Origin of the sequence: Glutamicibacter nicotianae, assembly GCF_002797775.1 — a bacterium.
GTDB lineage: Bacteria > Actinomycetota > Actinomycetes > Actinomycetales > Micrococcaceae > Glutamicibacter > Glutamicibacter nicotianae.
The window spans coordinates 1052543-1076036 of record NZ_PGEY01000001.1 but is presented as its reverse complement, the minus strand read 5'-3'; the positions used below and the strand labels follow the sequence as shown (position 1 = coordinate 1076036).

The window sequence follows — 23494 nt, the reverse complement described above, 5'->3', positions numbered from 1 at the left end:
TTGCTGCGGGGCCTACTTGCCCGACTGCGTCAGGAAGTCGCCCGCGCCGCCAACCAGCTCGGTGTGGCCGGTCTCGACGTCGGCGAAGACCATCTTGGCTACCTCGGCACCGAACTCCTCAACGGAGTACAGCTTGCCGGCAGCTTCGCGGCGGGCGTCGATGGCACCTGGCTCCAGGCGGTTGAGCAGGGTTGCGGTGATCGTGCCTTCGATCATGTCGCCGGAAACCACCACGAAGGTGATGTTCTTCTCGGCGAGCTCCGGGATCATTTCACGCAATGCATCTTCGCCGGCACGCTTCGACTTCGCTACGGCGTCGTAGGCGTCCATGGTGCTGACTTCGTTGATGAAGTGCGCCTGGTGGCTGGTCACGAAGACCACGCGGCCGCCCTCGCTGAGCTTGGGCAGCGCAGCCTGGAGCATCGCGACCTGCGCATCGCGGTTCAGGCGCAGCGCGTAGTTCTCGCCCATGGAGGTTTCCATGCCGCCCGAAGCGTTCAGCACGACGACGTCCAGCGAACCGAAATTCTCCACGGCGGCGTCGACCAGAGCCTGCGGACCTTCGGCCGAGGTCAGGTCTGCGCCGACGGCCACTGCCTTGCCGCCCTTTTCCTCAATGGCGGCGACAATCTTGTTGGCGCGTGGGGCCTTGGCGCGGTAGTTGACCACGACGCCAATGCCCTGCTCGGCCAGCAGCTGAGCGGTGACTGCACCGATGCCGCGGGAGGAACCGGTAACAACGGCACCCTTGAATTCACTCATGGTGATACTCCTTTAGATCTCTTGCTTAAAACTTCTAGTGGCCCATGCCCAGGCCGCCGTCAACCGGGATTACGGCACCGGAGATGTACGCTGCTTCATCGCTGGCGATCCAGCGGACGACGTTGGCAACTTCCTCTGGTTCAGCAAAGCGGTTGGCCGGAATGCTTTCGAGGTATCCCTTCTGGGTTTCCTCTGGCAAGACGGCGGTCATCTCGGTGTTGATGAAACCCGGAGCCACGACGTTGGCGGTGATTCCGCGCGAACCCAGTTCGCGGGTCAGCGAGCGGGCGATGCCGACCAGACCGGACTTCGAGGCCGCGTAGTTTATCTGGCCTGGCGAACCGTAGAGGCCCACGACCGAGGAAATCAGCACGACGCGGCCGCGCTTGAGCCGGATCATGCCCTTGGATGCGCGCTTGATAACGCGGAAGGCGCCGGTGAGGTTGGTGTCGATGACCGAGGTGAAGTCGTCTTCGCTCATGCGCAGCAGCAAGGTGTCCTTGGTGACTCCTGCATTGGCGACAAGAACTTCCACTGGACCGTGCGCAGCTTCAACTTCCTTGAAGGCTGCGTCGATGGACTCGCTGTCGGTGACATCTGCCTTGACACCCAGCAGTCCGGCGGGAACCTCGCCGCTGCGGTAGGTGATGGCCACCTTGTCGCCGTTGGCTTCGAATGCGCGTGCAATAGCAAGTCCGATTCCGCGGTTGCCGCCGGTCACGAGGACGCTGCGGCCAGTGGTTGGTTCCGTAGTCAATGTATTTCTCCGTTCATGCGCTTGCGTTCCTGGCATGGAAAACCCTCCATGGGCCAGTCGAAAGCGCACTTTGCCTAGTTAAGTAGCTACTCCGTGAACAATCCTATTAGTTACTCACCAGTTTTACCGCTTCGACAGCGCGTAGAAATTACCCTCTGGGTGATACAAGTGAGACAATGGGAGCAGATCCCGTATTGCAAAGCGAAGTCTTTTACATGTCCTCACAGCCAATGAACCACGGTTCCGGCCAACCCGAAGTTCACCGCATTACCGAAGCGCGCCAGTCGCATACCGCCGAGCGCGATACCCGTGTGCGCAAATACACGATTTCAATGACCGTGCGCCTGGTCTGCTTCGTTCTCGCCTTCTTTTTCGACGGCTGGCTTCGCTGGGTCCTGCTGGTCGGCGCAGTGGTCCTGCCCTACATCGCTGTGGTGATCGCCAATGGAGGTGCGGATCTGACCAAGCGTGAACCGCCAGCCGAGTTCTACAGGGCGCCCGATGCCCATCAACTCGACGCGCCGAAGGACACCGCACAGCAGCAGGAGCGGGAACCAGAGGTGATTGACGGCAACTTTGCCGATGACGAGGAACCAGTGCAACACCCGACAACTTCCCCCAAGGAGGACTAGTGGATCTGCTAGGTTCGCTAGGCGGCCTCCCCGCTGCCGCCGAAATCCAGTGCTCGCGAAAGGGCTGCCGGCAAGGCGCCGACTACCAGCTGCTGTGGAACAATCCGAAAATCCATACCCCGGACCGGCGCAAAATCTGGCTGGCCTGCGAAGAACATCGCGACTGGCTCGAAAATTACCTCAAGGAACGGCTGCTCTACAAGGAAACGCTGCCAATGCAGGGCAACGAAGGAGAAGGCAAGTAGATGTATCGTTTTCTGGCGAGCTCCCGCTGGGTCGGGTGGCTGATACTGGTCGCCATCTTCGCCTCCGCGTGCATTGCCTTGGGCAATTGGCAGAATGACCGCCGCGACGCCGTCCTGGAAGGCATCGAACGGGTCAACCGCAACTACTTCGCTGAGCCGGCGACCGGCAAGCAGGCTCTGGAGAACTTCCACAATCTCGACGAAGACAAGACCTGGATGACCGCCGAGCTGACCGGCGAATACGTCGCCGAGGACACCATGATCGTGCGCAACCGGATCAAGGCAGGCCGGCCCGGCTACGAGGTACTGGTGCCGTTCAAGACCAGCGAGGACGAAACTGTCATCGTCGACCGCGGCTACCTGCCGATCGGCAACGAGGAAAGCGGCCACCCGGATTCGGTTCCGGCACCGCCAAAGGGCAAGGTAACCGTGGATGTGCGCTTGAAGCCATCGGAAATCCGCTTGGACCGCGGCGCCCCGGACGGCCAGTTGGCCTCCATCCAGCTCGAAGACTATGCCAAGCAGCTGGATTATGAGATCGCACAGGGCGCCTACGGCCTGATGTATGGAGAGGACCCGGCCCCGGCCGAGGCGCCTCAGCAGCTCGATCCACCGGACATGGACGAAGGCCCTCACCTCTCCTACGAGATCCAGTGGTACATCTTCGGCGTGCTGGCCTTCGTCGGCTTCTGGTATGCGGCCCGGCAGCAGAAGAAGCTGAACGCCGAGGAAGCCGCAGAGCGGGCCGAAGCCGAGGCATTGGGTTTGGAAGAGCCGATGCACAAGGTGCGCAAGATCCGGGCGAAGCCGGAGAAGAAGTTCCGCCGCGACGGCACGCTGACCGACGAGGCCATCGAGGATGCAATGCTCGATGAGGCGGAGAATACGCCAGGGGGCACCGCGAAGTAGCAGTGCGCAGCAAACGCAGACCGCGCGGCACGTGGGCATAGTCCAGGTGCCGCGCGGTTTCGCGTTCCATGGCGTTTAGCTTGGCGTGGCCGGCGGGCTCCAGCGGATTCCGCCGTCGCTGCAGTTGGGGGCCTGCTGTTCTGCCCGGTCGTGGCAGGAGGCATCAATCAGGACGCGGTCCCCCACCGGCTCGCCAAGCTCAAGCGTGTACGGCACCGTCTCGTTGCCCTGGCAGTCCTGCGCCTCGCCTTCCAGCGGTTCAACTGCAATGCCGATAGCGATCTGGCCATCGGCAAACTCCACATGTGTGGCGATGATATCCCCGGTCTTGCCTGAAGCGCAGGCAAGGCCCATCACGCCGAGTTCCAGGCTGGTGCTCGACGCATTCACTCCAGCCGGGTTGATCAGCGCCCATTGGGCGTTGACTTCGTCGGGCACCTGGACTGCGCAACCGGCCAGCGTACTGGCAAGCAGCGCTGCGGCGCCTGCGAGCACCGGCAATTTGCGTCTTAAAACACTCATGGCTTGGCACATCCCCTTCACGGTGGTGATCTGCCAAGCCTACGAGAGTTCTTTCGTGTTGGTAAGGATCTAGGTCAGCGAGACCAATTCCAGGTAGTCCTCGCTGAACAGGTCCTCGTCGCCATCGGGCAGGATGACCACGCGCTCGGGCTTCAGCGCCATGACCGCGCCTTCATCGTGGGACACCATGACCACGGCACCCGGGAAGGTGGACAGCGCGCCGAGCACCTCGGCGCGCGAGGCAGGGTCCAGGTTGTTGGTCGGCTCATCGAGCAGCAGCACGTTGGCGCTGGAGGCCACGATGGTGGCCAGGGCCAGACGGGTCTTCTCGCCGCCGGAGAGCACACCGGCCGGCTTGGTGACGTCGTCGCCGACGAACAGGAAGGAGCCGAGGATGGAACGCACGTCAGCATCGTTCAGGTGCTCCGGCGCGTTGCGGCGCATGTTCTCCAGCACGCTGGCATTCGGATCCAGGGTGTCATGCTCCTGGGCGAAGTAGCCGATCTTCAGGCCGTGGCCCGGGACAATCTTTCCGGTATCCGGTTCGGAGACGCCGGCGAGCATGCGCAGCAGGGTGGTCTTGCCGGCACCGTTCAGGCCCAGGATGACCACCTTCGAGCCGCGGTCGATGGCCAGCGAGACGTCGTTGAAGATTTCCAGCGAGCCATAGGCCTTGGACAGGCCTTCGGCCATGAGCGGGGTCTTGCCGCAGGGGGCAGGATCCGGGAAGCGCAGGGCCGCGACCTTGTCGGAGGCGCGCTCTTCCTGCAATCCCGCGAGCATGCGGTCCACGCGCTTGAGCATGGATTGCGCGGCCGAGGCGCCGGAGGCGCGGGCCTTCATCCTGTTCGCCTGGGTCAAGAGGACCGAGGCCTTCTTCTCGATGTTGGCGCGCTCGCGCTTGCGGGCGCGCTCATCGGTTTCGCGCTGGACCTTGTAGCGCTTCCAGTTCATGTTGTAGACATCGACCACGCCGCGGTTCGCGTCGAGGTTCAGCACCTTGTTCACGGTGGCTTCCATCAGCCCGGTGTCGTGGCTGATCATGAGCACGCCGCCGGGGTAGTTCTTGATGAAGTCGCGCAGCCACATGATCGAGTCGACGTCCAGGTGGTTGGTGGGCTCGTCGAGCAGCAGCGTCTCGGCATCCGAGTAGAGGATGCGGGCCAATTCCACGCGGCGGCGCTGGCCGCCAGAGAGGGTGCGCAGCGGCTGGTCCAGGATCCGGTCGGGCAGATCCAGGTTGGCGCAGATGGCCGCGGCCTCGGATTCGGCGGCGTAGCCGCCTGCGGCGATGAATTCAGCTTCCAGGCGGTCGTACTGGCGCAAGGCCTTGGCGGAGACCGCAGGATCCTCGCTGGCCATGTCCTCGCGGTTCTGGGCCAGCTTGGTGACCACCACATCCAGGCCACGGGCGCCGAGGATGCGGTTGCGCGCGAGCTGCTCCATGTCAGGGGTCTTGGGATCCTGCGGCAGGTAGCCGATGGATCCCTTGTGCGTGACTTCGCCAGCGGTTGGCTGGGTCTCTCCAGCGAGGACCTTGGTCATCGTGGTCTTTCCGGCACCGTTACGACCCACCAGTCCGATCTTGTCGCCCTTGTCGATGCGGAAGTTCACTTCGTCCATCAGCAGGCGGGCGCCGACGCGTAGCTCAAGGTTGGCTACGGAAATCATATGGTGTGGCCCTTTCACGCGGGTAATAAAGCTGTGCGGCCCAGAAATTGGGCAACTTAACTAGTCTACCGGCCAACGGCTCCGCGGCTGGCCGAACGTGCACAAACTAACAGTTCCGGGGTTGAGCTGGTTAAAGAGTTCGATGCCCGGTCAGTTCCTGGCGCCCAGCTGCGAGCGGTAGTCCATCATCTGGATCAGGCGGCGGCGCAACGAGGCTTCGCGGCGCAGGTCTCCCCCGCTGGTCTTCTCAATGTGGTCCTTGCCGAAGCGCCAGAGCAGCACGTCGTCCAGCAGCCGGTCCGGGCCCGGCGAATAGCGGTGGTCCAGCGCGGCACGCACGTCGGTGACCACATTCGCGTCCAGCAGCTGCGCCAGCTGCCAGGTTTGGCCGATGCCGTGGGCGCCGAGCAGCTCCGCGGCCCAGGACCAGTCGTCATCGCGCTTGCGGTCAACATGCGGCAGCAGCGTCTGCCAGATTTCGCCGATCTTCTCCCCGGTCAGCGGCTCCGATCCGGCGCCCTGCTGATCGTGGTAGCCGTTGAGCCGGTGGTACAGCTCGTCGATGTCGGTGAAGTAGTCCTCGACCGTCTCCAGCATCGCCGCGGTCGCGGTGAAGTGGCGGTCGATCTGCGGATTCCAGGCGGCTTCGCCGGGATGCTTGAAGCGGATGTCATGTTCCATTTCGGACCAGGCATGCTGCAGCACCGTGCGGATCTGCACCTCGAAGACGAAGTTGCCGCTGGCCACCACCGGCTTGCCGAGGGCTTCCTGGAATTTGCGCACGACCGGCTCGCTGCGGGTCTTGAGCAGCAGGTGGCGCGAGGAGTAGCCGTAGGTTCCGGACTCCACCGAGCCGATGTCCTTCTCGCGGTCGCTGCGGCAGTCGAAGGAGTCGCGGTGCGACTTGATCAGGCTGGCTACCTGCTGGATCTCATGGGGCAGCATCACGATGATGCGGATGCCGACCATGTCGTGGATTTCGCGCAGCGGGTTGGGGAATTCGAGCACCGGGGCGGTCTCGGAATTCTCCTGCAGGCGGCGCGATGCCTTGGCCGCAAAGGATTGCGGCGATTTCACCCGGCCGGTGATGAACAGCGGCTGCACCTCGGAATTGGCGAAGAGCCGGCGGATCTTCGCCTTCATGGCAGACATGACGGTATTCAGTTCGCCGGTCACCGACTTGTACTGCTCAACGGCGGCCGCAATCTGCTCGGAGAACTCGTCGTGCCCCTGGCCCTGCGCCGGATCCATCATTGATGCCTCCTGGATGCTTCAGCTTCTGTTGAAATGCTGTCCTTCAGTTCGTGTTCACGCGCCAACCGGGTGCGGCTGGGTCCTATGGACGGGACAGGCGCTTGGCCATGTCGTCGAACAATGGAGCCTTGTCCTCGCCGTTCTTCTGCGCGGCGGCCTTGGTCTCCTTGGCTGGCTGCGCATTCTGCTTGATCGGGGTGACCTTCGAGTCCGATCGGCCTGCGGCGATGCCTTCAGCGCGGGCCCGGGCCAGCGCGTCCTGGTGCTCCTGCTCCAGGGCGGCCAGGCGTTCTTCCTCGGCGGTCTTGGTGTCGGCCAAGGCCGCGTTGTAGCCATCGTCATAGGCCACGCCGTACTTCTCGGCGTTTTCCTTTTCCTCGTCGTACTCCAGTTCGGCACGCAGCTTCGCGGCTTCGGACTTCTTCTGGTACATGTGCACGGTCAGGTGGGTGATGGCCAGCAGGACGATTGGCGGCATCGCGGCGACCAGCGCGGACACCAGCGGCGGCACGCCGTTCTCGATGGAGTCCACGGTCAGGATTGCATGGGTGGAGTTCGCCGCGGTGGAAACAATCGCGCCGAAGAACAGCAGCGACCACGGGTAAATCATGGCCTTGCGGTTGAAGCCATTCAGGGCCACGATGGCCACGGTGGCGGCAACGATCATGCCGTCGATGATGATTGGCCAGATCCATGCCAGGCGCGGGCTGATTCCCGAGCGTTCTGCCAGGTCGGTCAACGCCGCGAATGAGAGCACGAATGCACCGACGGCAATGAGGACCGTCGCGCCTACGGCCGTGCCTAGGACAGCGCGGTGCGGTTCGGCCGGGACCTCTGGTTTGTTATCTTCCATGCTGCTGAGCAGACCTATCTCTTGAGATTAACGGTATGTCTTCAAACGCGAGTTGTGCTGGACCGCGCCGAAAGGCGCAGACCACCGCGTTCCATTTTAGCTTGCACCCGGCATTGCCGGGGTGCCATGGGTCAAAGTGCGCGGCGGTCGATGAATCCGGTTCCGCTGATTTTTCCGGCCAGTCCCCGGTGATCTGCGTCGAAGATGAAGTAGAAGGCGCTGATCGCGATATAGATCACAGCAAGCGTGTTCAGCAGCGGGTAGACGCTGATCTCGTCCATGCTGGTGGAAATCTGGAAAAGGAAGTTGATCCCGCCAAACCCGAGCAGGCTGCGCAGCAACGCCCTGCCTGCCGGGGACGGCCCGCCCTGCTTGCTGGCGACCATCAGCCAGGCGCAGCGCTGGCCGAGGGTGGCCCGCCCCGGGGCCAGGCTCGGCAGCCAGAAGACGAAGAAGACCACGATCAGCGGCAGCCAGAAGTTCATCCACTGTTTGCCGAATTCCATGCCGCCCAGTCGCTGAAAGAGTTCCAGCGCGGCGCTGATGACGAACAGCGCACCGGAGGTGAAGCCCGCATCGAAGACGTTGGCCACTGCCCGGCGGGCCCGGGTGACCGGCCGCGCCGGCGCCTGGGCGGCGTCGGCTTCCACGGGGCCCGAGAGGAAGCGGAACATCGGCAGGTAGGCGATGACCGCGCCGAGCAGCGCGCCGGCGGTGTTGGTGATCAGGTCATCGACATCGGCCACGCGGTAGGCGCAGGTGTACAGCCCCCAGATGCCGGTGTATTGGGTCAGCTCGATGGCCAGCGAGGCGGCGAAGCCCAGCAGCACGCCGGTAATGATGTTGCCGCGCAGCCAGCGCACCGCCAGGATCCCCAGTGGCGTGAACAGGATGATGTTGAACAGCACCTGCCACAGCGTGAAGCTGGTTGCGAATCCGCTGAGCCCGCGCTCGACGATAACCAGTTTGAAGTCGTCGAGGAACCTGCCGGGCACCAGCTGAGGGATGGCCACGCCCGGCCGGCAGAATTCATCGCGCGAGGAGGGCAGCGGGAGCATGGTGTAGCTGAAGAGCCCGAAGCCATAGATCGCCGCGGTGGCTGTCGTTATGGTGCGGCGCCAGGACAGCCGTCCGTGGCGTCGGTATTGCACGGCCAGCAGGAAGATGCCGGCGGAGGCCAGGAAGAAGGCGCCTCCGAGGATCGCGATAGTCGCTGGCCAGAACATCGTTTGCATATTTCTATCTAAGCGGAATAATCCGTGAGGAAGCTGAGCTGCGGACTGTGAGCTTGGCTATGCTTCCGGCCCGCGCAACACCCGCTTGGTGGGGGCATCGGCGGTGAAGAGCGCGGCGAACAGGCCCAGGACCACCACGCCGGCCAGCGACTTCAACAGCCAGGCCGAATGCCACTGCTCGATGGAAAGCTGGTCGACGAAGACCGCCACCAGGATGATGCTCGATGCGTGTATCATCAGCTTTTCCGATCCCCAGGCAACCCTGTGCGAAATGGCGAACAGCGCAATCAGCCACAGGATGTACCAGGGCTGGATGATCGGAGCGAGCAGCACCACCGCGGAAAGCGCCCAGGCCGCCAGGCGCACCGGACTGGAGGCGTCCTTGGCCAGCGCCAAGCGCGCGACGATCACCAGGGACAGCAACTGGAAGATGGCCACCACGATGGTATTCACCAGCGAAATATCGGCACCGGACAGGCCTGCGAGGTTGCTCACCGACCAGCCAATCAGTCCGACCGGAGCATACGGGAACGCCGCGTCGCCGGCGGTGAACATGGCAGGCAGCCAGCCGAACCAGAGGTTGGTGACGGCGCCGATCAGCAGCAGCCAGGTCAGCGACATGGCCGCGACCTTGACCCAGATCTTCCAGCGTGCGCGCATCGTGCGGGTGCGGCCCAGCAGCACCAGTCCGATGAATGGCAGCACCAGCAGCACGATGGGCTTGACCGATACGGCGATGGCCAGGGCCATGGTGGCCGCCATCGGGCGGCGGTCATAGGCGTAGGCGAAGGCGCTGAAGACGCCGGCAATCATCAGCGCGTCGTTGTGGACTCCGCCGATCATGGTCAGCAGGAACAGCGGATTGCCCACGATCGCCCAGTTGGCCCAGTTGGGGCTCTGCCCCATTTTCGCTGCCAGCTTCGCGGTGTAGTGGTAGCAGCCCCAGACGCCGAGCACGGCGATGATGCGCAGCAGGCCCACGCCGACTTCGGGGATGCCGTTGGAGACGAAGTAGATGATGCGCGAGAGCACCAGGAAGAACGGCCCGTAGGGCGAGGGCGACTGCGCCCAGAGGCCGTCGGATCCCCCGTCGAACCAGCCGGGCAGCGCGGAGATGCCTTCGGCATACGGGGATTTGTCGGCGTGCAGCATGCGGCCCTGCGCCAGATAGGAGTAGACATCTCGGCTGAGGATCGGGAAGCTGAGCATCAGCGGGGCGGACCACATGGCCAGCAGGCGGCTCAATTCTTTCCGGGTGATCTCGCCTGCGCTCTGCACCCATGGCCGGGCCAGGATCCAGGTCCGGGTCAGCCAGACGATGCCCACGGCCATCAGCACGATGCAGATGATGACCCCCGGCGCATCGGTGCGGAACTCGATGAAGAAGCCGCTGCGGGCCAGCGGGGAAAGCTGGTTGCGCGGGAACCAGCCGATTCCCCAGGAGGCAACGGTGATCAGCGCCGAGGCGATGAACCCTTGCCAGGACAATGACCGCAGGCTTGCGCGTTGCGGTTCCAGCTTTCGCTCCTGCACTGCCACTAGGCTTTCTTGCGTTTCTTGAGCCAGTTCGTCGAGCTGAGCAGGTCGGCGCAGATGTTCTTGGTCTTCGGATCGAAGAAGACCAGGTACACGGCGCAGGCAATCGAGATGCCCCAGGAAATCAGCTGGACGCGCGGAACCAGCGACTCCTGCAGGAACTGCCAGACGAAGATCTGGTCAGCGGCCTGGTAGGCGAGGAAGAAGATGGTGGTCAGGTGCAGCCACAGCATCTGCCAGTCGTCGCGCAGCCCGGTGACGGCGAAGAACGGCAGCAGCCACAGCAGGTACCACGGCTGGATCACCGGGGAGAGCACGACAATCGCAGTGAACGCGATGGCCATGCGCTGCACCAGGTGCGAATACTTGCCGCGGAACATCAGCACGAAGGCGATCACCACGCCGATCAGGCGTCCAGCGGTCTTGACCACGTCCAGCACGCCGCCCGAATCCAAGCCGAAGGAATGGGAGATGTTCTGGATGCCCACGGTCGCCAGGCCCAGCGGAGCGTAGATCGAGAATCCTGCGCCGGTGTAGTTGAGCATGACCGAGAGCCAGCCGAACCAGTAGCCGTTGAGCCAGCCCACCAGGGTCATCAGCGCGAGGAACAGCATGCCGGTGTAGAACCAGTACAGGATGCGGCGCGGCCACTTGGCGTCCGGGCCTGCCCAGAGCAGGCCGATGAACGGCAGCAGCACCAGGGTGATCGGCTTGACGCCGACCGAGGCGGCGAGCACGACCACCGCCCAGAATCCGTGGCGCTTGCAGGCCAGGTAGACAGCCCATACGGCCAGGCCGGTCATCAGCGAGTCGTTATGCGCGCTGGCTACGAAGTTGACGAGGAACAGCGGGTTGGCCACGGTCATCCAGGTGGCCTTGGCTCCGGACACCGCGTGCAGTTCGGCCAGCTTCGGAACGAAGTGCAGGCACAGCAGCACGCCGATGAACGCAATGGCTCGGAAAGCCAGGATGGCCACGTCGGTGGAGCCGCCGACAATGTTGACCACAAGCCATTCGATGCTCAGGTACAGCGGGCCATAGGGGGTGCCATCCTGGGCCCACATCGTGTCGGTTCCCAGCTGGAACCAGTTGTTCAGCGAGGAAATGCCGTCAACGTAGGGATCCTGCCCGGCATCGACCAAGCGGCCCTGACCGATGTAGGCGAACACGTCCCGGCTCATGATCGGCAGGGTGACTAGCATCGGGATGCTCCACAGCCAGACGGCGCGGCGGACCACCTTCAGCGACCCTTCGCCCCAGCCCTTGAGCTTCTGTCCCAGCCGCCACCACGAGCGGAAGAGCAGCCAGCAGCCCAGGGCCAGCAGGATCACGCACGCAGTCACGCCGGCCGGTTCGGTGCGCAGCATGATGAAGAACGGGTCGCGGTTCAGCGGGGAGACGCTGGCCAGCCAGCCGGTGCCGAAGGATCCGAAGAGGATCAGGGAGGAACCCATGACGCCACTGAGAAGGGTCCTGTTCACTCCAGCGTGGGGCGGGGAGCTCACTGCGGCTGGGTTGCTGGCTGACACGTTGGCACCTCGGGCTGTAACGGACATGAGTTCGAGAGTAATTAGGCCAGCGTCGCCTGCGCTTTGCCCTTGCGGGCGTGGCACGTCAACAGCCGGAAATCTCAGACGATTTTAGCATTCACCATGCCTTCGGTCCGGTTGGGACACTGTTCTTCCGCGCCGTTAAGAGGGTGCGCTCCCCCACAGCGTTCGCTGAAGTGTAGATTGGTTGCGTGGCTAGTAATTCAGAAAAAATTGTATGGATCGATTGCGAGATGACCGGATTGGATCTGGTTAAAGACGCATTGATCGAAGTAGCGGTGCTCATTACCGACTCGGATCTGGAGATCGTCGATGAGGGCATCCAGGTTGTCATCAAGCCCGAGCCGGCGGCTCTGGCGCAAATGGATGACTTCGTGCGCAATATGCATGTGGCCAGCGGCCTGCTGCCCGAGCTGGAGAACGGCATTTCCATGGCCGAAGCCCAGCGCCTGGTGGTCGACTACATCAAGAAGCACGTTCCGGAGCCGAAGAAGGCGCTGCTCGGCGGCAACTCGGTGGGAACCGACAAGAACTTCTTGGCCCGCGATATGCCCGAGGTCATCGAGCACCTGCACTACCGCATTATCGATGTGTCGACCCTGAAGGAATTGAGCCGCCGCTGGTTCCCGAAGGCCCACTATGGCGCTCCGGCCAAGACCGGCAACCACCGGGCGCTGGGCGACATCCAGGATTCGATCAATGAGCTTCGCTACTACCGCCAAGCCATCATGGTTCCGGCTCCAGGCCCAACCTCCGACGAGGCCCGGAAGATCGCCACGGGGATCAGCCAGAGCGCCGTCTAGCTGCCAGGGATGAGCCCCTGGGGCATGGGTGATGCACTGCACAGTGGCCCAGGGGCTTTCCGATTGGCATCGAAACGGAAAATGCGTGTATAGTATTTCTCGTTGCCCGATACGGAATCGATTCGCAAAAGAGTTCTGACTAGTATCGAAGTGAACATGGTGGGTATAGCTCAGTCGGTAGAGCGTCTGGTTGTGGTCCAGAAGGTCGCGGGTTCAAACCCCGTTACTCACCCCAGCAGTAAAGGCTCGATTCGGAATGGAAATTCCGAATCGAGTCTTTTGCTTTCCACGCACGCCAGATTGCGCCGCCGCGCAGAATCAGACCGTACGCACCACCCTGGCTGGCGATCCGACCACCACTGCACCAACAGGAACATCCTTGGTTACCACCGCGGCAGCAGCAACCACAGCATTGTCGCCGATCGTCACGCCGGAAAGTATCGTCGCATTCGCGCCAACCCAGACATTGCGCCCAATGCTCACCGGGGCCGGAAGCATGGCAGTTCGACGGGCAGGATCGAGATCATGGTTGAGCGTAGCCACAACGACGTTATGGCCGATCAAGCACTCGTCCCCGATGCTGATGCCGCCCTGGTCCTGGAACTTGCACCCGGCATTAATGAAGACGCGCTTGCCCAGTTTGATATTGCGTCCAAAGTCCGAGTTGAACGGCGGGAACAACACCACCGACTCGTCAACATGCCTGCCGGTCAATTGCCGGAGGAGCTCGCGCACTTCATGTGGACTGCGGTAGCCGCTATTCAATTCCGCGCAGATGCGCAACGCGTCCTGGCTCGCGCTATGCATGAGAGCATGCAGCTCAGAACCGGCGGCAATTCGCTGGCCGGAATCCAGCACTTCCAAAAGATCATCAACGTCCACGACTCCCCCATCAGCTATTCGTGCCATTAGGTCGAACTATGGCGGCTTTCGCGCATCCGCATGGAGCCAGGTTGTCCGCCTCACTTGCCATAGCCCTGTTGCACCAGGCGCCGCAGGCAAGGGCAACAGCATGGCACTGAACATCACCCGTTATGCCAGATCAGCAGCGCACGACAGGTTCCCAATCACGATTCATGAGCATCGCGTCACAATCCCATTGGCAGCACTGGGCGAATTGGTATTTCTAGCTCGAATGCGTGTATAGTAATTTTCGTTGCCCGGTACGAAATCTTGAGCCCTATAGCTTCTGACTAGTATCGAAGTAGACATGGTGGGTATAGCTCAGTCGGTAGAGCGTCTGGTTGTGGTCCAGAAGGTCGCGGGTTCAAACCCCGTTACTCACCCCAGTTCGAAAGATCTGGTTTGGAATGGAAATTCTGAGCCAGATCTTTTTTGCTTCCAGCGCTGTGGAGCTCCATGACGACGGCGGCACATTTCCTGGCTTAGTGTTCGACTTCATACCGCCAACGGCCATCGCATGAACCCGTGAAATGCAAGGTCATGCCCAAGACGGGCAAAACGGTTTCACTGAACAGACGAGCTCCTCGTCACGCTGCCTCGCTGCTCCCCGCCCAGAGCGACCAGCAATCCGCCTATCAACCGTCCAAATGGAGCGTCAACCACACGGGGCGCGCAGACGCATCGGGCTGCGCGCCACGCAAAGTCACGAGTCCAGGCACGGGCAAGACCGGCAAGCCCAGTCCATTACCGAGGCCAGCTGCAAGCACGATACGGAAGCGCCTAGATGAACAGGAAACTCGGCCCTACCGGCGAGCGCAACGCAGCCCAAATGAGGCATTAAGTCATATTTCGGCAGGTTGAAACACTGATTCGAAAGTATGTTCGAATACTCGGCGTTTAGAGGTCTAACCCCGTGCTTTTCGAGACTTTTTGCGTTATTTGGTGACTTGAATCGTTGTTTGCCCTGGCGAATAGGCATGAATTGGCCTGAGCAACCATAATGGATCATGTACTTCGGCAAGCCAGTGAGCTACATGCCTTCGTTCTACCCACCGAAAGGTACTCCCCTGTGAAACGCGCGCTCTTTGAAGAGGACCACGAGCAGTTCCGTGAACTGGCTACGGAGTTCAATGCCCGGGAGATTTCCGGCAAATACGCCCAGTGGGAGAAGGAGCACCAGATCCCTCGCGAGGTGTGGCAGGCCGCCGGCGAAAACGGCCTGCTGGGTCTTGCCGTGCCCGAGGAGTTCGGTGGCATGGGGATCGATGACTACCGCTTCCGTGTAGTGCTTGACGAGGAGTTCGTGCGTGCCGGGCATCTGGCCGTGGCATTGGCATTCCACCTGCATGACGATCTGGTTCTGCCTTATCTGCTGTCCTACGGTTCTGCCGAGCTCAAGGACAAGTGGCTGCCGCGCATGGTCGATGGCTCCACCATTACCTCCTGCGCGTTTACCGAGCCTGGCGCGGGGTCCGACCTGCGTGCCGTACGCACCAAGGCGGTCCGAGATGGAGATGACTGGCTGATCAGCGGGCAGAAGACTTTCATCGGCAATGCGGCCTTCGGCGATGCCGCGCTGGTGCTGGCGCGTACCGATGGCGAGAGCGGACGGGCCACCGAGCAGTCCTTCTCGTTGTTCATGGTCGAGCGTTCCGAGGGGTACACCAATGGCAGCCCCTTCGACAAGATCGGGTTGCGCGCTTCTGACACCGCGGAGCTGTTCTTCGACGATGTCCATGTTACGGCTGCCGATCTGGTTGGCGAAGTCGGCCAGGGCCTGTCCTATGTCAAGGCGCACCTCCCCCAGGCCCGCTTGGCCATTGCCGTAGCAGCGTCGGCGATCTGCACCGCGTCCTTCGAGCAGGCGCTGGAGCATGCGCAGAACCGCTCCACTTTCGGCCAGGCGCTGACCGAGTACCAGAACACCCGTTTCGAGCTGGCCAACCTGAAGACTGAGGCGCATGTCACCCAGAGCTTCGTGGATCGGGCTGTGCTGGCGTTCAACGATGGCGAGCTGGATCCTGCAGAGGCCGCAGAGGTCAAGCTTTGGGCTAGTGAGAGCGCCAAGAAGCTTTCCGACAAGGCGTTGCAGATCCATGGCGGCTACGGCTACATCATGGAGTACCCGATCGCCCAGTCGTTCACCGCCTCGCGCTTGCTGACCATTTTCGGTGGCACAAGTGAGATCATGCGTGAAACTATTGGACGAGCACTCTAAGCACTTTTGAAAGGAACTGATCACGTGCCTATTCGGCAGATCACTGTTTACGGAGAACCTGTACTTCACCAGCGTGCGGTGGAGGTCACCGAGTTCGACGACGCCTTGCGCGAGCTCGTTGCCGATATGCACGTCACCATGGATGAGGCGCACGGTGTCGGCTTGGCCGCTCCGCAGATCGGTTTGGGCCTGCGCATGTTCACCTACGTCTTCGCGGACCAGGACGATGCTCCCGAGCGCGGTGTGGTGATCAATCCCAAGCTGACCCTTTCGAAGGTTTCGCAGGCTCCTGCCCATCCCGATGACCATTCGGAGGGCTGCTTGTCCGTACCTGGCTTGAACTACCCGTTGCAGCGCGCTGACTATGCGAAGGTGGAGGGTTTCGATGAGTTCGGCAAGCCGATCTCCTTCGAGGCCCATGGCTGGTTCGCCCGCATCATGCAGCACGAGTACGACCATCTGGATGGCCTGCTGTACGTGGACAAGCTGCAGCCGCGCTGGGAGAAGAAGTGGAAGAAGGCTAAGAAGGCTCTTGGCTGGGGCGTACCGGGCAATACCTGGTTGCCGGGTACCGATGAGGACCCCTTCGGCCACTAGGCCAGTGTCGGTTGCCACGCAGCCGCCTACCGGGCGGTCTTGAAGTCCAGATACCGTTGATGCAGCGCCGCACCGAGTTGATCGGTCGGCGCTGCTTCTGCATTCCAGAGCCTTGCCGCCCTGCCTTGTTCAAGCCAGAAGGGCAGGAACATGCCATTCTTTCCCGGCAGGATCTGCTGGGCCATCTGCTCATCGGCTGCCAGCGCCCGATCAGCATAGCCCAGGTAGTACTCGTCAAAGGGGCCCAGCAGACGCAGCGGCAACCGGGTGAGCTGCGGCGTTTCAAGCTCGCGGTGGGCCAGACTTCCGGCAATGACCCAATAGTCTTCTCCTCGCTCATCGTTGCCTGCGCTGACCAGCACGTCGCCGAGGGCTTGGGCAGCGGTTCTCATGGCAGTAAGCGTCTGCCCCGCATACCAGGCTGCGTCGCGGATGGTGGCTGGCCCATGGGAGCTGAGATAGCGGCGCAATATTTCCGCCAGCGGATCCGCCGGTTCCCGGTGCCGTGCGATCCATTGATCGACGAGCACGAAGTCCTGGGCGGTGAGCTTTGCACCATCAGGGGTGGGCCCCAGGCAGATCAAACCGTCCAGGGCAAGGACCTGCAGCAGGTGCAAGCCGCGTTGCTTGTCCGTCTCGACTCCGTGCCGGTTCAGCACGTTGAAGAGCTCGGTTCGGCTGGCCTGTCCGGACTCCTGCAAATGCGAGCTGATGACGCCGGCGGTCAGGTCAATGACCTGCGCGTCGATCTGCAGTCCGCGCAGGCGTGCGGCTGCTGAGCGCAGGGTGCGTTCACGGCTTGAGCGTACCAGCCACCGGAGATCCTCGGCGACGCAGATGTGCAGCGTGCCTCGCATGGTCCATGACCGGACCAGTTGGCGTTCGGCGAACAGCGCGTCGACCCGCTGGCGCGATTCTTGGGCTGTCGAGCGCTGGGCCAGCCCGTAGCGTCCTGCAGCGAAGTCCTGGGACTGGAAGGCGAGCATGTGCTCTGAGGCTTGCAGCGTGGCTTCTGCCGGTTCCAGCAGAAGCTGGCTGGCCATGCGTGCTGCCAGCACCCTGGTCCTGTCCATCGGTCCACCTCGATCCCATCCCCGATGGCGTAGAGCCTAGCAGTTCGACGCAGCGGATGCGCCTCCGGATCCGTGGATTCCATGCCTCGCCTTGATGTGCAGATGGTCGTTGACGTAAGACTGCCACAGCAATTGGCGACGCCTCACGTCAGCGGCGCGCGAATCCACTCTGCGAGCGCCTGCCTGAGCAGGGACCAGTTGGCGGCGGTTTCGAAGGAGGTTGCCAGGTGCGAATCGCCTAGCCGGTGCATGCAGTACCCAGCCCACAGCACCACGATGAGATCCGTCAACCCGCGCTCCCAGGCGGCCACCAGTACCGGCTGGACCTCCGTGCTGCGCAGCACCGGTTCTGGATTCATTCCCAACAACGGCTCGAACATTCGTTCCCATTGCTCGAACGCGATGAGGTCGATTCCCTCGTCGCCGTACTGCTGGGTCCAGAAATCATTGCCGGTGGCTGGACCGGTTGCCGCGGTAGTTGCCGCCAGCCCGGGGATGCGGTGGGCACCCTGCGCCTTTCCCCCCACGCGTTCCACCAGGTCTGGATCGATCGTTGCTCCGACAGGTCCCGGTCAACTTCATCCGGCATGGCCGAGGATCCCGTCTCGGGAAACGGGCTGAGCTGGGGCAGGGCGAGATCTTCGTCTAGACCCCAAGCATGCCAGATGAACTGCAGCATCGTAATGGGCTGCGCGTGATCATCCACGAACAGCGACATGCCCGCAGGCCACCCGCGGTGGCGCAGGGCCGGATTCGTTGATCGCATCATGCCCCGAGCTTTGCACAGGGCGCTTACCCTGGCAACAGGTTCTGCCCCCTGGGACAGGTTCGGCCTCAATCCTGGCATGCAAGAAGGGACCATCCCAACGCTTGATGCGCTGGGATGGTCCCTTCAGCGGAGACCCTTGAGGTCCTAGGCGGTGACGGCTTCTGCCTTCACTGCAGGCACTGCAGCTGGGTGGGTGCCGGCCATGGTTTCGATGACGCGGACTACCTGGCAGGAGTAGCCGAATTCGTTGTCGTACCAAACGTAGACGACAGCGTTCTTGCCGGACACGATGGTGGCCAGGCCGTCAACGATGCCAGCGCGGCGCGAGCCGACGAAGTCGGTGGAAACAACCTCAGGCGAATCGATGTAGTCGATCTGCTTGTGCAGGTTCGAGGTCAGCGAGGTTTCGCGCAGGTAGGCGTTCAGCTCTTCCTTGGTGGTCTCGTTCTCAAGGTTGAGGTTCAAGATCGCCATGGAGACATCCGGGGTTGGAACGCGGATGGCGTTGCCGGTCAGCTTGCCTTCGAACTCCGGCAGGGCCTTGGCAACAGCCTTGGCGGCACCGGTTTCGGTGATCACCATGTTCAGCGCTGCCGAGCGGCCACGGCGCTCGCCCTTGTGGAAGTTGTCGATCAGGTTCTGGTCGTTGGTGAACGAGTGAACGGTCTCGACGTGCCCGTGGGTAACGCCGAACTTCTCGTTCAGTGCCTTCAACACAGGGGTGATGGCGTTGGTGGTGCACGATGCAGCGGTGACAATCTTGTCTTCTGCGGTGATCCACGAATCGTTGATGCCGTGGACGATGTTCTTCAGGTCGCCCTTGCCCGGTGCGGTCAGCAGGACACGGGAAACGCCCTTGGCCTGCAGGTGCTGGGACAGGCCGGCCTCGTCGCGCCAGCGGCCGGTGTTGTCGACGACGATGGCGTTGTCGATGCCGTGCTCGGTGTAGTCAACGGTGGTCGGGTCATTCGAGTAGATGACCTTGATCAGGGTGCCGTTGGCGAGGATGGTGCTGTTTTCCTCGTCAACGGTGATCGAGCCGTCGAAGCGGCCGTGCACCGAGTCGCGGCGCAGCAGCGAGGCGCGCTTGACCAAGTCGTTCTCCGCGCCCTTGCGGACTACGATGGCACGCAGACGCAGGCCGTAGCCGCCGCGCTCGATGAGGATGCGGGCCAGAAGGCGGCCGATGCGGCCGAAGCCGTACAGCACGACATCCTGAGGTTCTGCGTCGGTTGCGCCAGCCTGGCCAACCTTCTCGCCCAATTCATCAGCCAGGAAGGCGTTCAGATCCGCGGAACCGGAATCCTTGAACTTCTTGTTCAAACGGCCGAGATCAACGGAGACCGAGCCGACATTCAGGGACTCGATGGCATCGAGGATCGCCTTGGTGTCGTTCAGGTCGAGCTCTTCGCCATCGATGCGGCGCACGACGCGGTGGGCCTTGATGATGTCGATGGCGGACTGGTTGATCAGCTTGCGGCCGTAGACGGAGGTCACCACATTGTTCTTGCGGTACAGACGTCCGATCAGTGGAATCATGGCCTCGGCGAGCTCTTCGCGCCCGCTCCATTCTTGCTGGGCAACGACAGACTGCTGGGTCACAGAAAATCCTTCCAATTCAGCCGACTCGCAGATCCATGAAGTCGGTTGGCACCGTGGGAAGCACCATTGCTTTTGCGGTGGCACGAGGTAACAGGATCATCCTCGTAAGTACATGATCCATTCTAGACCGTGCGCTGGAAAAGCGCGGATCGGGAACTGTGAATCATCTCACGAGCGGGCAAGGGCCGGGCGATGCGATCAGGAATGAAGGGCTGGATACAGCGAAGGAATTAATGAATGGGATGGCCGATACGCCGGGTTTTGTCACGCCGAAGCGGGACGGTCATCTATCTACGACTGCCGTTGCCGGAAGCCTCTAGCGGTCCACCCGACTGCATGGGGCGAACAGCCCTCATAACGCAGTCTGTCTGACCTTGCTCCGAGTGGGGTTTACCTAGCCACCCCAATCACTTGGGGTGCTGGTGGTCTCTTACACCACCGTTTCACCCTTACCAGGAAAACCTGGCGGTCTATTTTCTGTGGCACTAGCCTGCGGGTTACCCCGAGTGGGCGTTACCCACCACCCTGTTCTGTGGAGCCCGGACGTTCCTCGGGACAATTGCTTGCCACGCGACCGTCTGGCCATCCCATTCACTACCAGTCTAATCGGTTCAGGACAGCCTTCGGACCACTTTCGAACACTGGATCGCTCACAGCCGGAGTCGCCACGGCGGGGACATGGCCGGCGCAGAGCAGCAGGTGGACTCCGATAAGCTGGAGAGCGTGCTTATTTTGTTGCCGCCTTCCGAAGGCAAGACCGCCCACGCCGAAGGAGCTCCCTTCGAAATCGAAGATCTCTCTTTTCCGGAGCTCTCTGCCGAACGCCGCCTCGTGCTCGACGCCCTGGCAGAAGTCTCGGCAAGGGAAGATGCCATGGACCTGCTGGGTGTCGGAGCTTCGCTGGCCAATGAGGTAGCTCGGAATATCAACCTGCACACCGAGCCAGCCGCCCAGGCTCACGACATCTACTCGGGGGTGCTCTTCGAAGCCCTGGACTACGCGAGCCTGGATGAAGCCGCGCGGCGGCGCGCCGACGAATCCGTCATCGTGATCTCCGCGCTGTGGGGGGCCGTGCGATTTGGCGATCGCATTCCGCCCTACCGCTTGTCCATGTCGGTCAAGCTCGAGCCGCTGGGCAAGCTGGCCACCTGGTGGAAGAAGCGGCTGGCCCCGGTACTCGATGAGGCGGCCGGCAGCCAGCTGATCGTTGACGCCCGGTCGAGCACCTACGCAGCCGCCTACAAGCCAGCCAATGGCAACACCGTTGCGGTCAATGTGTTCCAGATGCGCAACGGAACGCCGAAAGTGGTCTCGCATTTCGCCAAGCACACCCGGGGCGAGGTCGCGCGCTTCCTGGTCGAGCAGCCGGTCGACCCGAAGAATCCTGGGGAATTGCTCGACCTTGTCCAGACCAAGTGGGAAGCTTCCCTAGTTGAAGACAAGAAGGGCCTGGCCCTGAACATCCTGCTGCCAGAAGACCACCAGTTCACCACCGTGAAGCACGCCGCCTGAGCTCGTTGCGACAGCGAATGATGCCGTGCCGGCCGGGCAATCCCGCCAGGCCTGCACGGCATCATCACTTTGCTGCAACCAGTTCGACTTCGAACCCGGCCGCATCCTCCAAATAGGCCGCGTAGTGCTGCGCTCCCCCTGCATACGGGTGCAGTTGTGCGAACATGAGGGCGAAACCGTGATCCAGCGCTTCGGCCGCCAACCTGTCGAGGTCCTGCCTGGTGCCGGCTTGGAAGGCCAAATGATTCAGCCCGGGAGCACGCCGGTCATGCCGTTGCTTCTTCGCATCCGGTCCTGATTCCAGAACGATATAGAACTCTCCGCAGGAATAGCTGATGCCGTTGGCCCATTGCGAATTGACCGTGTAGCCAAGACGGGTCAGCAGCCAGCCCAGGGATGCCGTGCTGGCTGCCAAGTCCTCCACCCAAATCTCTACGTGGTGCAGCATGCCAGGCTCCGGCTAGGGTGTGAGGACAAAGTCCCAAGGATCGGAATTCACCTGGGATACCTCGATTTCCACCGCATGCCCCAGATCGTTCAGCACATTGCCCAAGGCGCGGGCACCGGCCGAGAGCCAGACCCATTCCGAAGCGAAGTGGGAAACGTCGATCAGGTAAGGGAAGCCGCCATTGGCAGCTTCGCGCGCTTCGCTTGCCGGGTGATGGCGCAGGTCGGCGGTTACGTACACATCGGCCTGGTGCGAGCGCACCGCATCGAACAGGGAATCGCCGGCGCCGCCGCACAGGGCAACCTTCCGGATGATTCCGCTGCGGTCTCCGGCGACGCGCACTCCGCCGGCGACGGCCGGCAGCACGGTGTAGACGCGTTCCGCGAAATCGTCGAGCTTCATCGGCTTCTCCAAGAAGCCCACCCGGCCCAGGCCTTCCTCGGGCAGCCCGTCCTTGGACTCCACCAACGGCACGCAGTCCTTCAGCCCGAAGGCATCGGCCAGCGCGTCGTTGACGCCCCCGATGGCACTGTCGGCATTGGTGTGCGCGGTCAGCAATGCGGTACCGGATTCAATCAGGCGGTGGATGGCCTCACCCTTGAATGTTGTGCCGGCCACCTGGGTGACTCCCCGCAACAGCAGCGGGTGGTGAGTGATCAGCAGATCGGCCCCACGCTCGATTGCGTCCTCGATCACCTCCAGCGTTGGATCAACAGCCATCACGATCTTGGAAATCTGCTGGCCGGTTCGCCCGGTGACCAGCCCAACGGCATCCCAATCTTCGGCCAATGACTTTGGCCAAAGTTCCTCGGCGGCTTCAAGGACGTTACCCAGGGTGGTCTGCGCAGCCGAGCTGTCTTCCACCGGCTGCTCTGGCTCTTCTTTGGTAACGGGCTTGAGCGTCGAGGCCTCCGGGGAAACGTTGCTCTTCCCCAGGTCTTGCGAGTTATTTGCCTTGCTCTGCATACCAACCAGACTACGCCGTGCCAATGAGGATGGAACAGAATGCAACGCCGCAACGTTATGAACTGTGTGAGTATTCTCAGCCTTCAGTCACCTCATCAATTCACCCCGACCCTGGATGTCCAGGACACCAAGTTGAGCACCTTCGTGCTCGCTGGCGGTTGCTTCTGGTGCTTGGATGCCGTGTACCAGCGAACGCGTGGCGTCTACGCGGTAATTTCCGGATATATCGGCGGCCACACCAAGGATCCGAACTACCGCGAAGTCTGCAGCGGCACCACCGGGCATGCCGAAGGTGTCGCGGTGATCTTCGATCCGCAAGTGGTTCCGGCCGACGTCATCCTGGACATGTTCTTCACCGTGCACGACCCGACCACGCTGAACCGCCAGGGCTACGATGTTGGAACCCAGTACCGCTCGGCGATGTTCCCGCTCGACGATGCACAGCGCGAACTTTTCGAGGCCGCCATCGACAAGTTCTCGCATGTATACCCCAATCCGATCGTCACCACGCTGGAAGAGTCGAAAGATTTCTATCCTGCCGAGCAAATTCACCAGGATTATTACTCCGAAAACCAAGAAGTCGGATATTGCCGGGTGATTATCGATCCAAAGCTCGCAAAAGTCAGGAAATATTACGCTCAATGGCTAAACGAAGCCTAGTCGCGCTTTAGGCCTAT

General features: G+C 62.0%; 23 protein-coding genes, 2 tRNA genes and 1 other RNA gene. 10 read left to right on the top strand and 16 right to left on the bottom strand.

Going from position 1 to position 23494, the window contains the following annotated elements; genetic code table 11:
- Window positions 1-12: 12 nt before the first annotated feature.
- Both ATK23_RS04895 and fabG read right to left on the bottom strand, forming a co-directional pair.
- Window positions 13-762: an SDR family oxidoreductase gene (locus tag ATK23_RS04895; RefSeq protein ID WP_066138191.1), complete on the bottom strand. Its 750-nt coding sequence runs from the start codon at window positions 760-762 to the stop codon at window positions 13-15.
- Window positions 763-796: 34 nt separating this feature from the next.
- The gene (gene fabG, locus ATK23_RS04890; RefSeq protein WP_174520595.1) at window positions 797-1555 is read right to left on the bottom strand and encodes a beta-ketoacyl-ACP reductase; all 759 of its coding nucleotides are present in this window, start codon (window positions 1553-1555) and stop codon (window positions 797-799) included.
- A gap of 179 nt (window positions 1556-1734) precedes the next feature.
- On the opposite strand from fabG, the gene ATK23_RS04885 reads away from it, so the two are divergent.
- The 3 genes from ATK23_RS04885 to ATK23_RS04875 are packed head-to-tail and all read left to right on the top strand — an operon-like array spanning window position 1735 to window position 3305.
- Window positions 1735-2151, top strand: coding sequence for a DUF3099 domain-containing protein (locus ATK23_RS04885; protein ID WP_157801634.1), 417 nt, complete (start codon window positions 1735-1737; stop codon window positions 2149-2151).
- Entirely contained in the window at window positions 2151-2396 is a 246-nt protein-coding gene (locus tag ATK23_RS04880) for a hypothetical protein (protein ID WP_038990998.1), read from the top strand. The genes ATK23_RS04885 and ATK23_RS04880 overlap by 1 nt, the downstream gene beginning before the upstream one ends.
- A complete protein-coding gene (locus tag ATK23_RS04875; RefSeq protein ID WP_066138189.1) occupies window positions 2397-3305 on the top strand; it encodes an SURF1 family cytochrome oxidase biogenesis protein in 909 nt (302 codons plus the stop codon). It begins immediately after the preceding gene.
- 75 nt (window positions 3306-3380) lie between these two features.
- Here ATK23_RS04875 and ATK23_RS04870 read toward each other — a convergent pair whose 3' ends face one another.
- From ATK23_RS04870 to mptB (ATK23_RS04840), 7 genes are all read right to left on the bottom strand, one after another.
- Window positions 3381-3827, bottom strand: coding sequence for a hypothetical protein (locus ATK23_RS04870; protein WP_157066315.1), 447 nt, complete (start codon window positions 3825-3827; stop codon window positions 3381-3383).
- A 69-nt stretch (window positions 3828-3896) separates the two neighbouring features.
- On the bottom strand, window positions 3897-5498 hold the full coding sequence (locus ATK23_RS04865; protein WP_038990995.1) for an ABC-F family ATP-binding cassette domain-containing protein: 1602 nt from the start codon (window positions 5496-5498) through the stop codon (window positions 3897-3899).
- Window positions 5499-5648: 150 nt separating this feature from the next.
- Complete coding sequence (locus tag ATK23_RS04860) at window positions 5649-6752, bottom strand: GTP pyrophosphokinase (protein WP_066138183.1); 1104 nt, start codon at window positions 6750-6752, stop codon at window positions 5649-5651.
- 82 nt (window positions 6753-6834) lie between these two features.
- On the bottom strand, window positions 6835-7605 hold the full coding sequence (locus ATK23_RS04855) for a DUF2637 domain-containing protein (protein ID WP_052253742.1): 771 nt from the start codon (window positions 7603-7605) through the stop codon (window positions 6835-6837).
- A 131-nt stretch (window positions 7606-7736) separates the two neighbouring features.
- Window positions 7737-8831 (bottom strand): VanZ family protein, encoded by a 1095-nt coding sequence (locus tag ATK23_RS04850; RefSeq protein WP_066138180.1) that lies wholly within the window; start codon window positions 8829-8831, stop codon window positions 7737-7739.
- A gap of 66 nt (window positions 8832-8897) precedes the next feature.
- Window positions 8898-10373 carry a polyprenol phosphomannose-dependent alpha 1,6 mannosyltransferase MptB gene (gene mptB, locus ATK23_RS04845; protein ID WP_157066314.1) on the bottom strand — a complete coding sequence of 492 codons (1476 nt, stop codon included), beginning with the start codon at window positions 10371-10373 and terminating at the stop codon, window positions 8898-8900.
- A 5-nt stretch (window positions 10374-10378) separates the two neighbouring features.
- Window positions 10379-11830 carry a polyprenol phosphomannose-dependent alpha 1,6 mannosyltransferase MptB gene (mptB, locus tag ATK23_RS04840; protein WP_245858302.1) on the bottom strand — a complete coding sequence of 484 codons (1452 nt, stop codon included), beginning with the start codon at window positions 11828-11830 and terminating at the stop codon, window positions 10379-10381.
- A 287-nt stretch (window positions 11831-12117) separates the two neighbouring features.
- Between mptB (ATK23_RS04840) and orn the strand changes: the two genes are divergently transcribed.
- Entirely contained in the window at window positions 12118-12729 is a 612-nt protein-coding gene (gene orn, locus ATK23_RS04835; protein ID WP_083515425.1) for an oligoribonuclease, read from the top strand.
- Window positions 12730-12888: 159 nt separating this feature from the next.
- Window positions 12889-12964: transfer RNA gene (locus tag ATK23_RS04830), tRNA-His, on the top strand.
- A gap of 83 nt (window positions 12965-13047) precedes the next feature.
- Here ATK23_RS04830 and ATK23_RS04825 read toward each other — a convergent pair.
- Complete coding sequence (locus tag ATK23_RS04825; RefSeq protein ID WP_066138174.1) at window positions 13048-13611, bottom strand: DapH/DapD/GlmU-related protein; 564 nt, start codon at window positions 13609-13611, stop codon at window positions 13048-13050.
- Window positions 13612-13942: 331 nt separating this feature from the next.
- On the opposite strand from ATK23_RS04825, the gene ATK23_RS04820 reads away from it, so the two are divergent.
- The 3 genes from ATK23_RS04820 (at window position 13943) to def (ending at window position 16447) form a co-directional block, all read left to right on the top strand.
- A tRNA-His gene (locus ATK23_RS04820) sits at window positions 13943-14018 on the top strand.
- Between the two features lie 683 nt (window positions 14019-14701).
- The gene (locus tag ATK23_RS04815; protein ID WP_066138171.1) at window positions 14702-15850 is read left to right on the top strand and encodes an acyl-CoA dehydrogenase family protein; all 1149 of its coding nucleotides are present in this window, start codon (window positions 14702-14704) and stop codon (window positions 15848-15850) included.
- A 24-nt stretch (window positions 15851-15874) separates the two neighbouring features.
- The gene (def, locus tag ATK23_RS04810) at window positions 15875-16447 is read left to right on the top strand and encodes a peptide deformylase (RefSeq protein WP_066138168.1); all 573 of its coding nucleotides are present in this window, start codon (window positions 15875-15877) and stop codon (window positions 16445-16447) included.
- 26 nt (window positions 16448-16473) lie between these two features.
- Here the strand turns inward: def and ATK23_RS04805 are convergent, their stop codons facing one another.
- The 4 genes from ATK23_RS04805 to rnpB all read right to left on the bottom strand — a co-directional run bounded on the left by ATK23_RS04805 (window position 16474) and on the right by rnpB (window position 20481).
- Entirely contained in the window at window positions 16474-17520 is a 1047-nt protein-coding gene (locus ATK23_RS04805; protein ID WP_083515424.1) for a winged helix DNA-binding domain-containing protein, read from the bottom strand.
- A 143-nt stretch (window positions 17521-17663) separates the two neighbouring features.
- On the bottom strand, window positions 17664-18056 hold the full coding sequence (locus ATK23_RS04800; RefSeq protein ID WP_157066313.1) for a hypothetical protein: 393 nt from the start codon (window positions 18054-18056) through the stop codon (window positions 17664-17666).
- 377 nt (window positions 18057-18433) lie between these two features.
- Window positions 18434-19891, bottom strand: a complete 1458-nt coding sequence (locus tag ATK23_RS04795) for a glyceraldehyde-3-phosphate dehydrogenase (protein WP_066138157.1) — start codon at window positions 19889-19891, stop codon at window positions 18434-18436.
- Between the two features lie 234 nt (window positions 19892-20125).
- An RNA gene (rnpB, locus tag ATK23_RS04790) (RNase P RNA component class A) lies at window positions 20126-20481 on the bottom strand.
- A gap of 133 nt (window positions 20482-20614) precedes the next feature.
- Between rnpB and ATK23_RS04785 the strand changes: the two genes are divergently transcribed.
- Entirely contained in the window at window positions 20615-21403 is a 789-nt protein-coding gene (locus ATK23_RS04785; RefSeq protein ID WP_066138972.1) for a YaaA family protein, read from the top strand.
- A 64-nt stretch (window positions 21404-21467) separates the two neighbouring features.
- Here ATK23_RS04785 and ATK23_RS04780 read toward each other — a convergent pair whose 3' ends face one another.
- Both ATK23_RS04780 and ATK23_RS04775 read right to left on the bottom strand, forming a co-directional pair.
- Window positions 21468-21851: a VOC family protein gene (locus tag ATK23_RS04780; RefSeq protein ID WP_066138153.1), complete on the bottom strand. Its 384-nt coding sequence runs from the start codon at window positions 21849-21851 to the stop codon at window positions 21468-21470.
- Window positions 21852-21863: 12 nt separating this feature from the next.
- The gene (locus ATK23_RS04775; protein ID WP_066138150.1) at window positions 21864-22817 is read right to left on the bottom strand and encodes a Nif3-like dinuclear metal center hexameric protein; all 954 of its coding nucleotides are present in this window, start codon (window positions 22815-22817) and stop codon (window positions 21864-21866) included.
- Between the two features lie 132 nt (window positions 22818-22949).
- On the opposite strand from ATK23_RS04775, the gene msrA reads away from it, so the two are divergent.
- Window positions 22950-23477, top strand: a complete 528-nt coding sequence (gene msrA, locus ATK23_RS04770) for a peptide-methionine (S)-S-oxide reductase MsrA (RefSeq protein WP_066138147.1) — start codon at window positions 22950-22952, stop codon at window positions 23475-23477.
- Window positions 23478-23494: the final 17 nt, after the last annotated feature.

What these genes read in the sequence shown, in the direction of transcription:
- ATK23_RS04895 (WP_066138191.1), bottom strand. Translation starts at nt 762, where the DNA reads ATGAGTGAATTCAAGGGTGCCGTTGTTACCGGTTCCTCCCGCGGCATC.
- fabG (WP_174520595.1), bottom strand. Translation starts at nt 1,555, where the DNA reads ATGCCAGGAACGCAAGCGCATGAACGGAGAAATACATTGACTACGGAA.
- ATK23_RS04885 (WP_157801634.1), top strand. Translation starts at nt 1,735, where the DNA reads ATGTCCTCACAGCCAATGAACCACGGTTCCGGCCAACCCGAAGTTCAC.
- ATK23_RS04875 (WP_066138189.1), top strand. Translation starts at nt 2,397, where the DNA reads ATGTATCGTTTTCTGGCGAGCTCCCGCTGGGTCGGGTGGCTGATACTG.
- ATK23_RS04870 (WP_157066315.1), bottom strand. Translation starts at nt 3,827, where the DNA reads ATGAGTGTTTTAAGACGCAAATTGCCGGTGCTCGCAGGCGCCGCAGCG.
- ATK23_RS04865 (WP_038990995.1), bottom strand. Translation starts at nt 5,498, where the DNA reads ATGATTTCCGTAGCCAACCTTGAGCTACGCGTCGGCGCCCGCCTGCTG.
- ATK23_RS04860 (WP_066138183.1), bottom strand. Translation starts at nt 6,752, where the DNA reads ATGATGGATCCGGCGCAGGGCCAGGGGCACGACGAGTTCTCCGAGCAG.
- ATK23_RS04855 (WP_052253742.1), bottom strand. Translation starts at nt 7,605, where the DNA reads ATGGAAGATAACAAACCAGAGGTCCCGGCCGAACCGCACCGCGCTGTC.
- ATK23_RS04850 (WP_066138180.1), bottom strand. Translation starts at nt 8,831, where the DNA reads ATGTTCTGGCCAGCGACTATCGCGATCCTCGGAGGCGCCTTCTTCCTG.
- mptB (WP_245858302.1), bottom strand. Translation starts at nt 11,830, where the DNA reads ATGGGTTCCTCCCTGATCCTCTTCGGATCCTTCGGCACCGGCTGGCTG.
- ATK23_RS04805 (WP_083515424.1), bottom strand. Translation starts at nt 17,520, where the DNA reads ATGGACAGGACCAGGGTGCTGGCAGCACGCATGGCCAGCCAGCTTCTG.
- ATK23_RS04780 (WP_066138153.1), bottom strand. Translation starts at nt 21,851, where the DNA reads ATGCTGCACCACGTAGAGATTTGGGTGGAGGACTTGGCAGCCAGCACG.
- ATK23_RS04775 (WP_066138150.1), bottom strand. Translation starts at nt 22,817, where the DNA reads ATGCAGAGCAAGGCAAATAACTCGCAAGACCTGGGGAAGAGCAACGTT.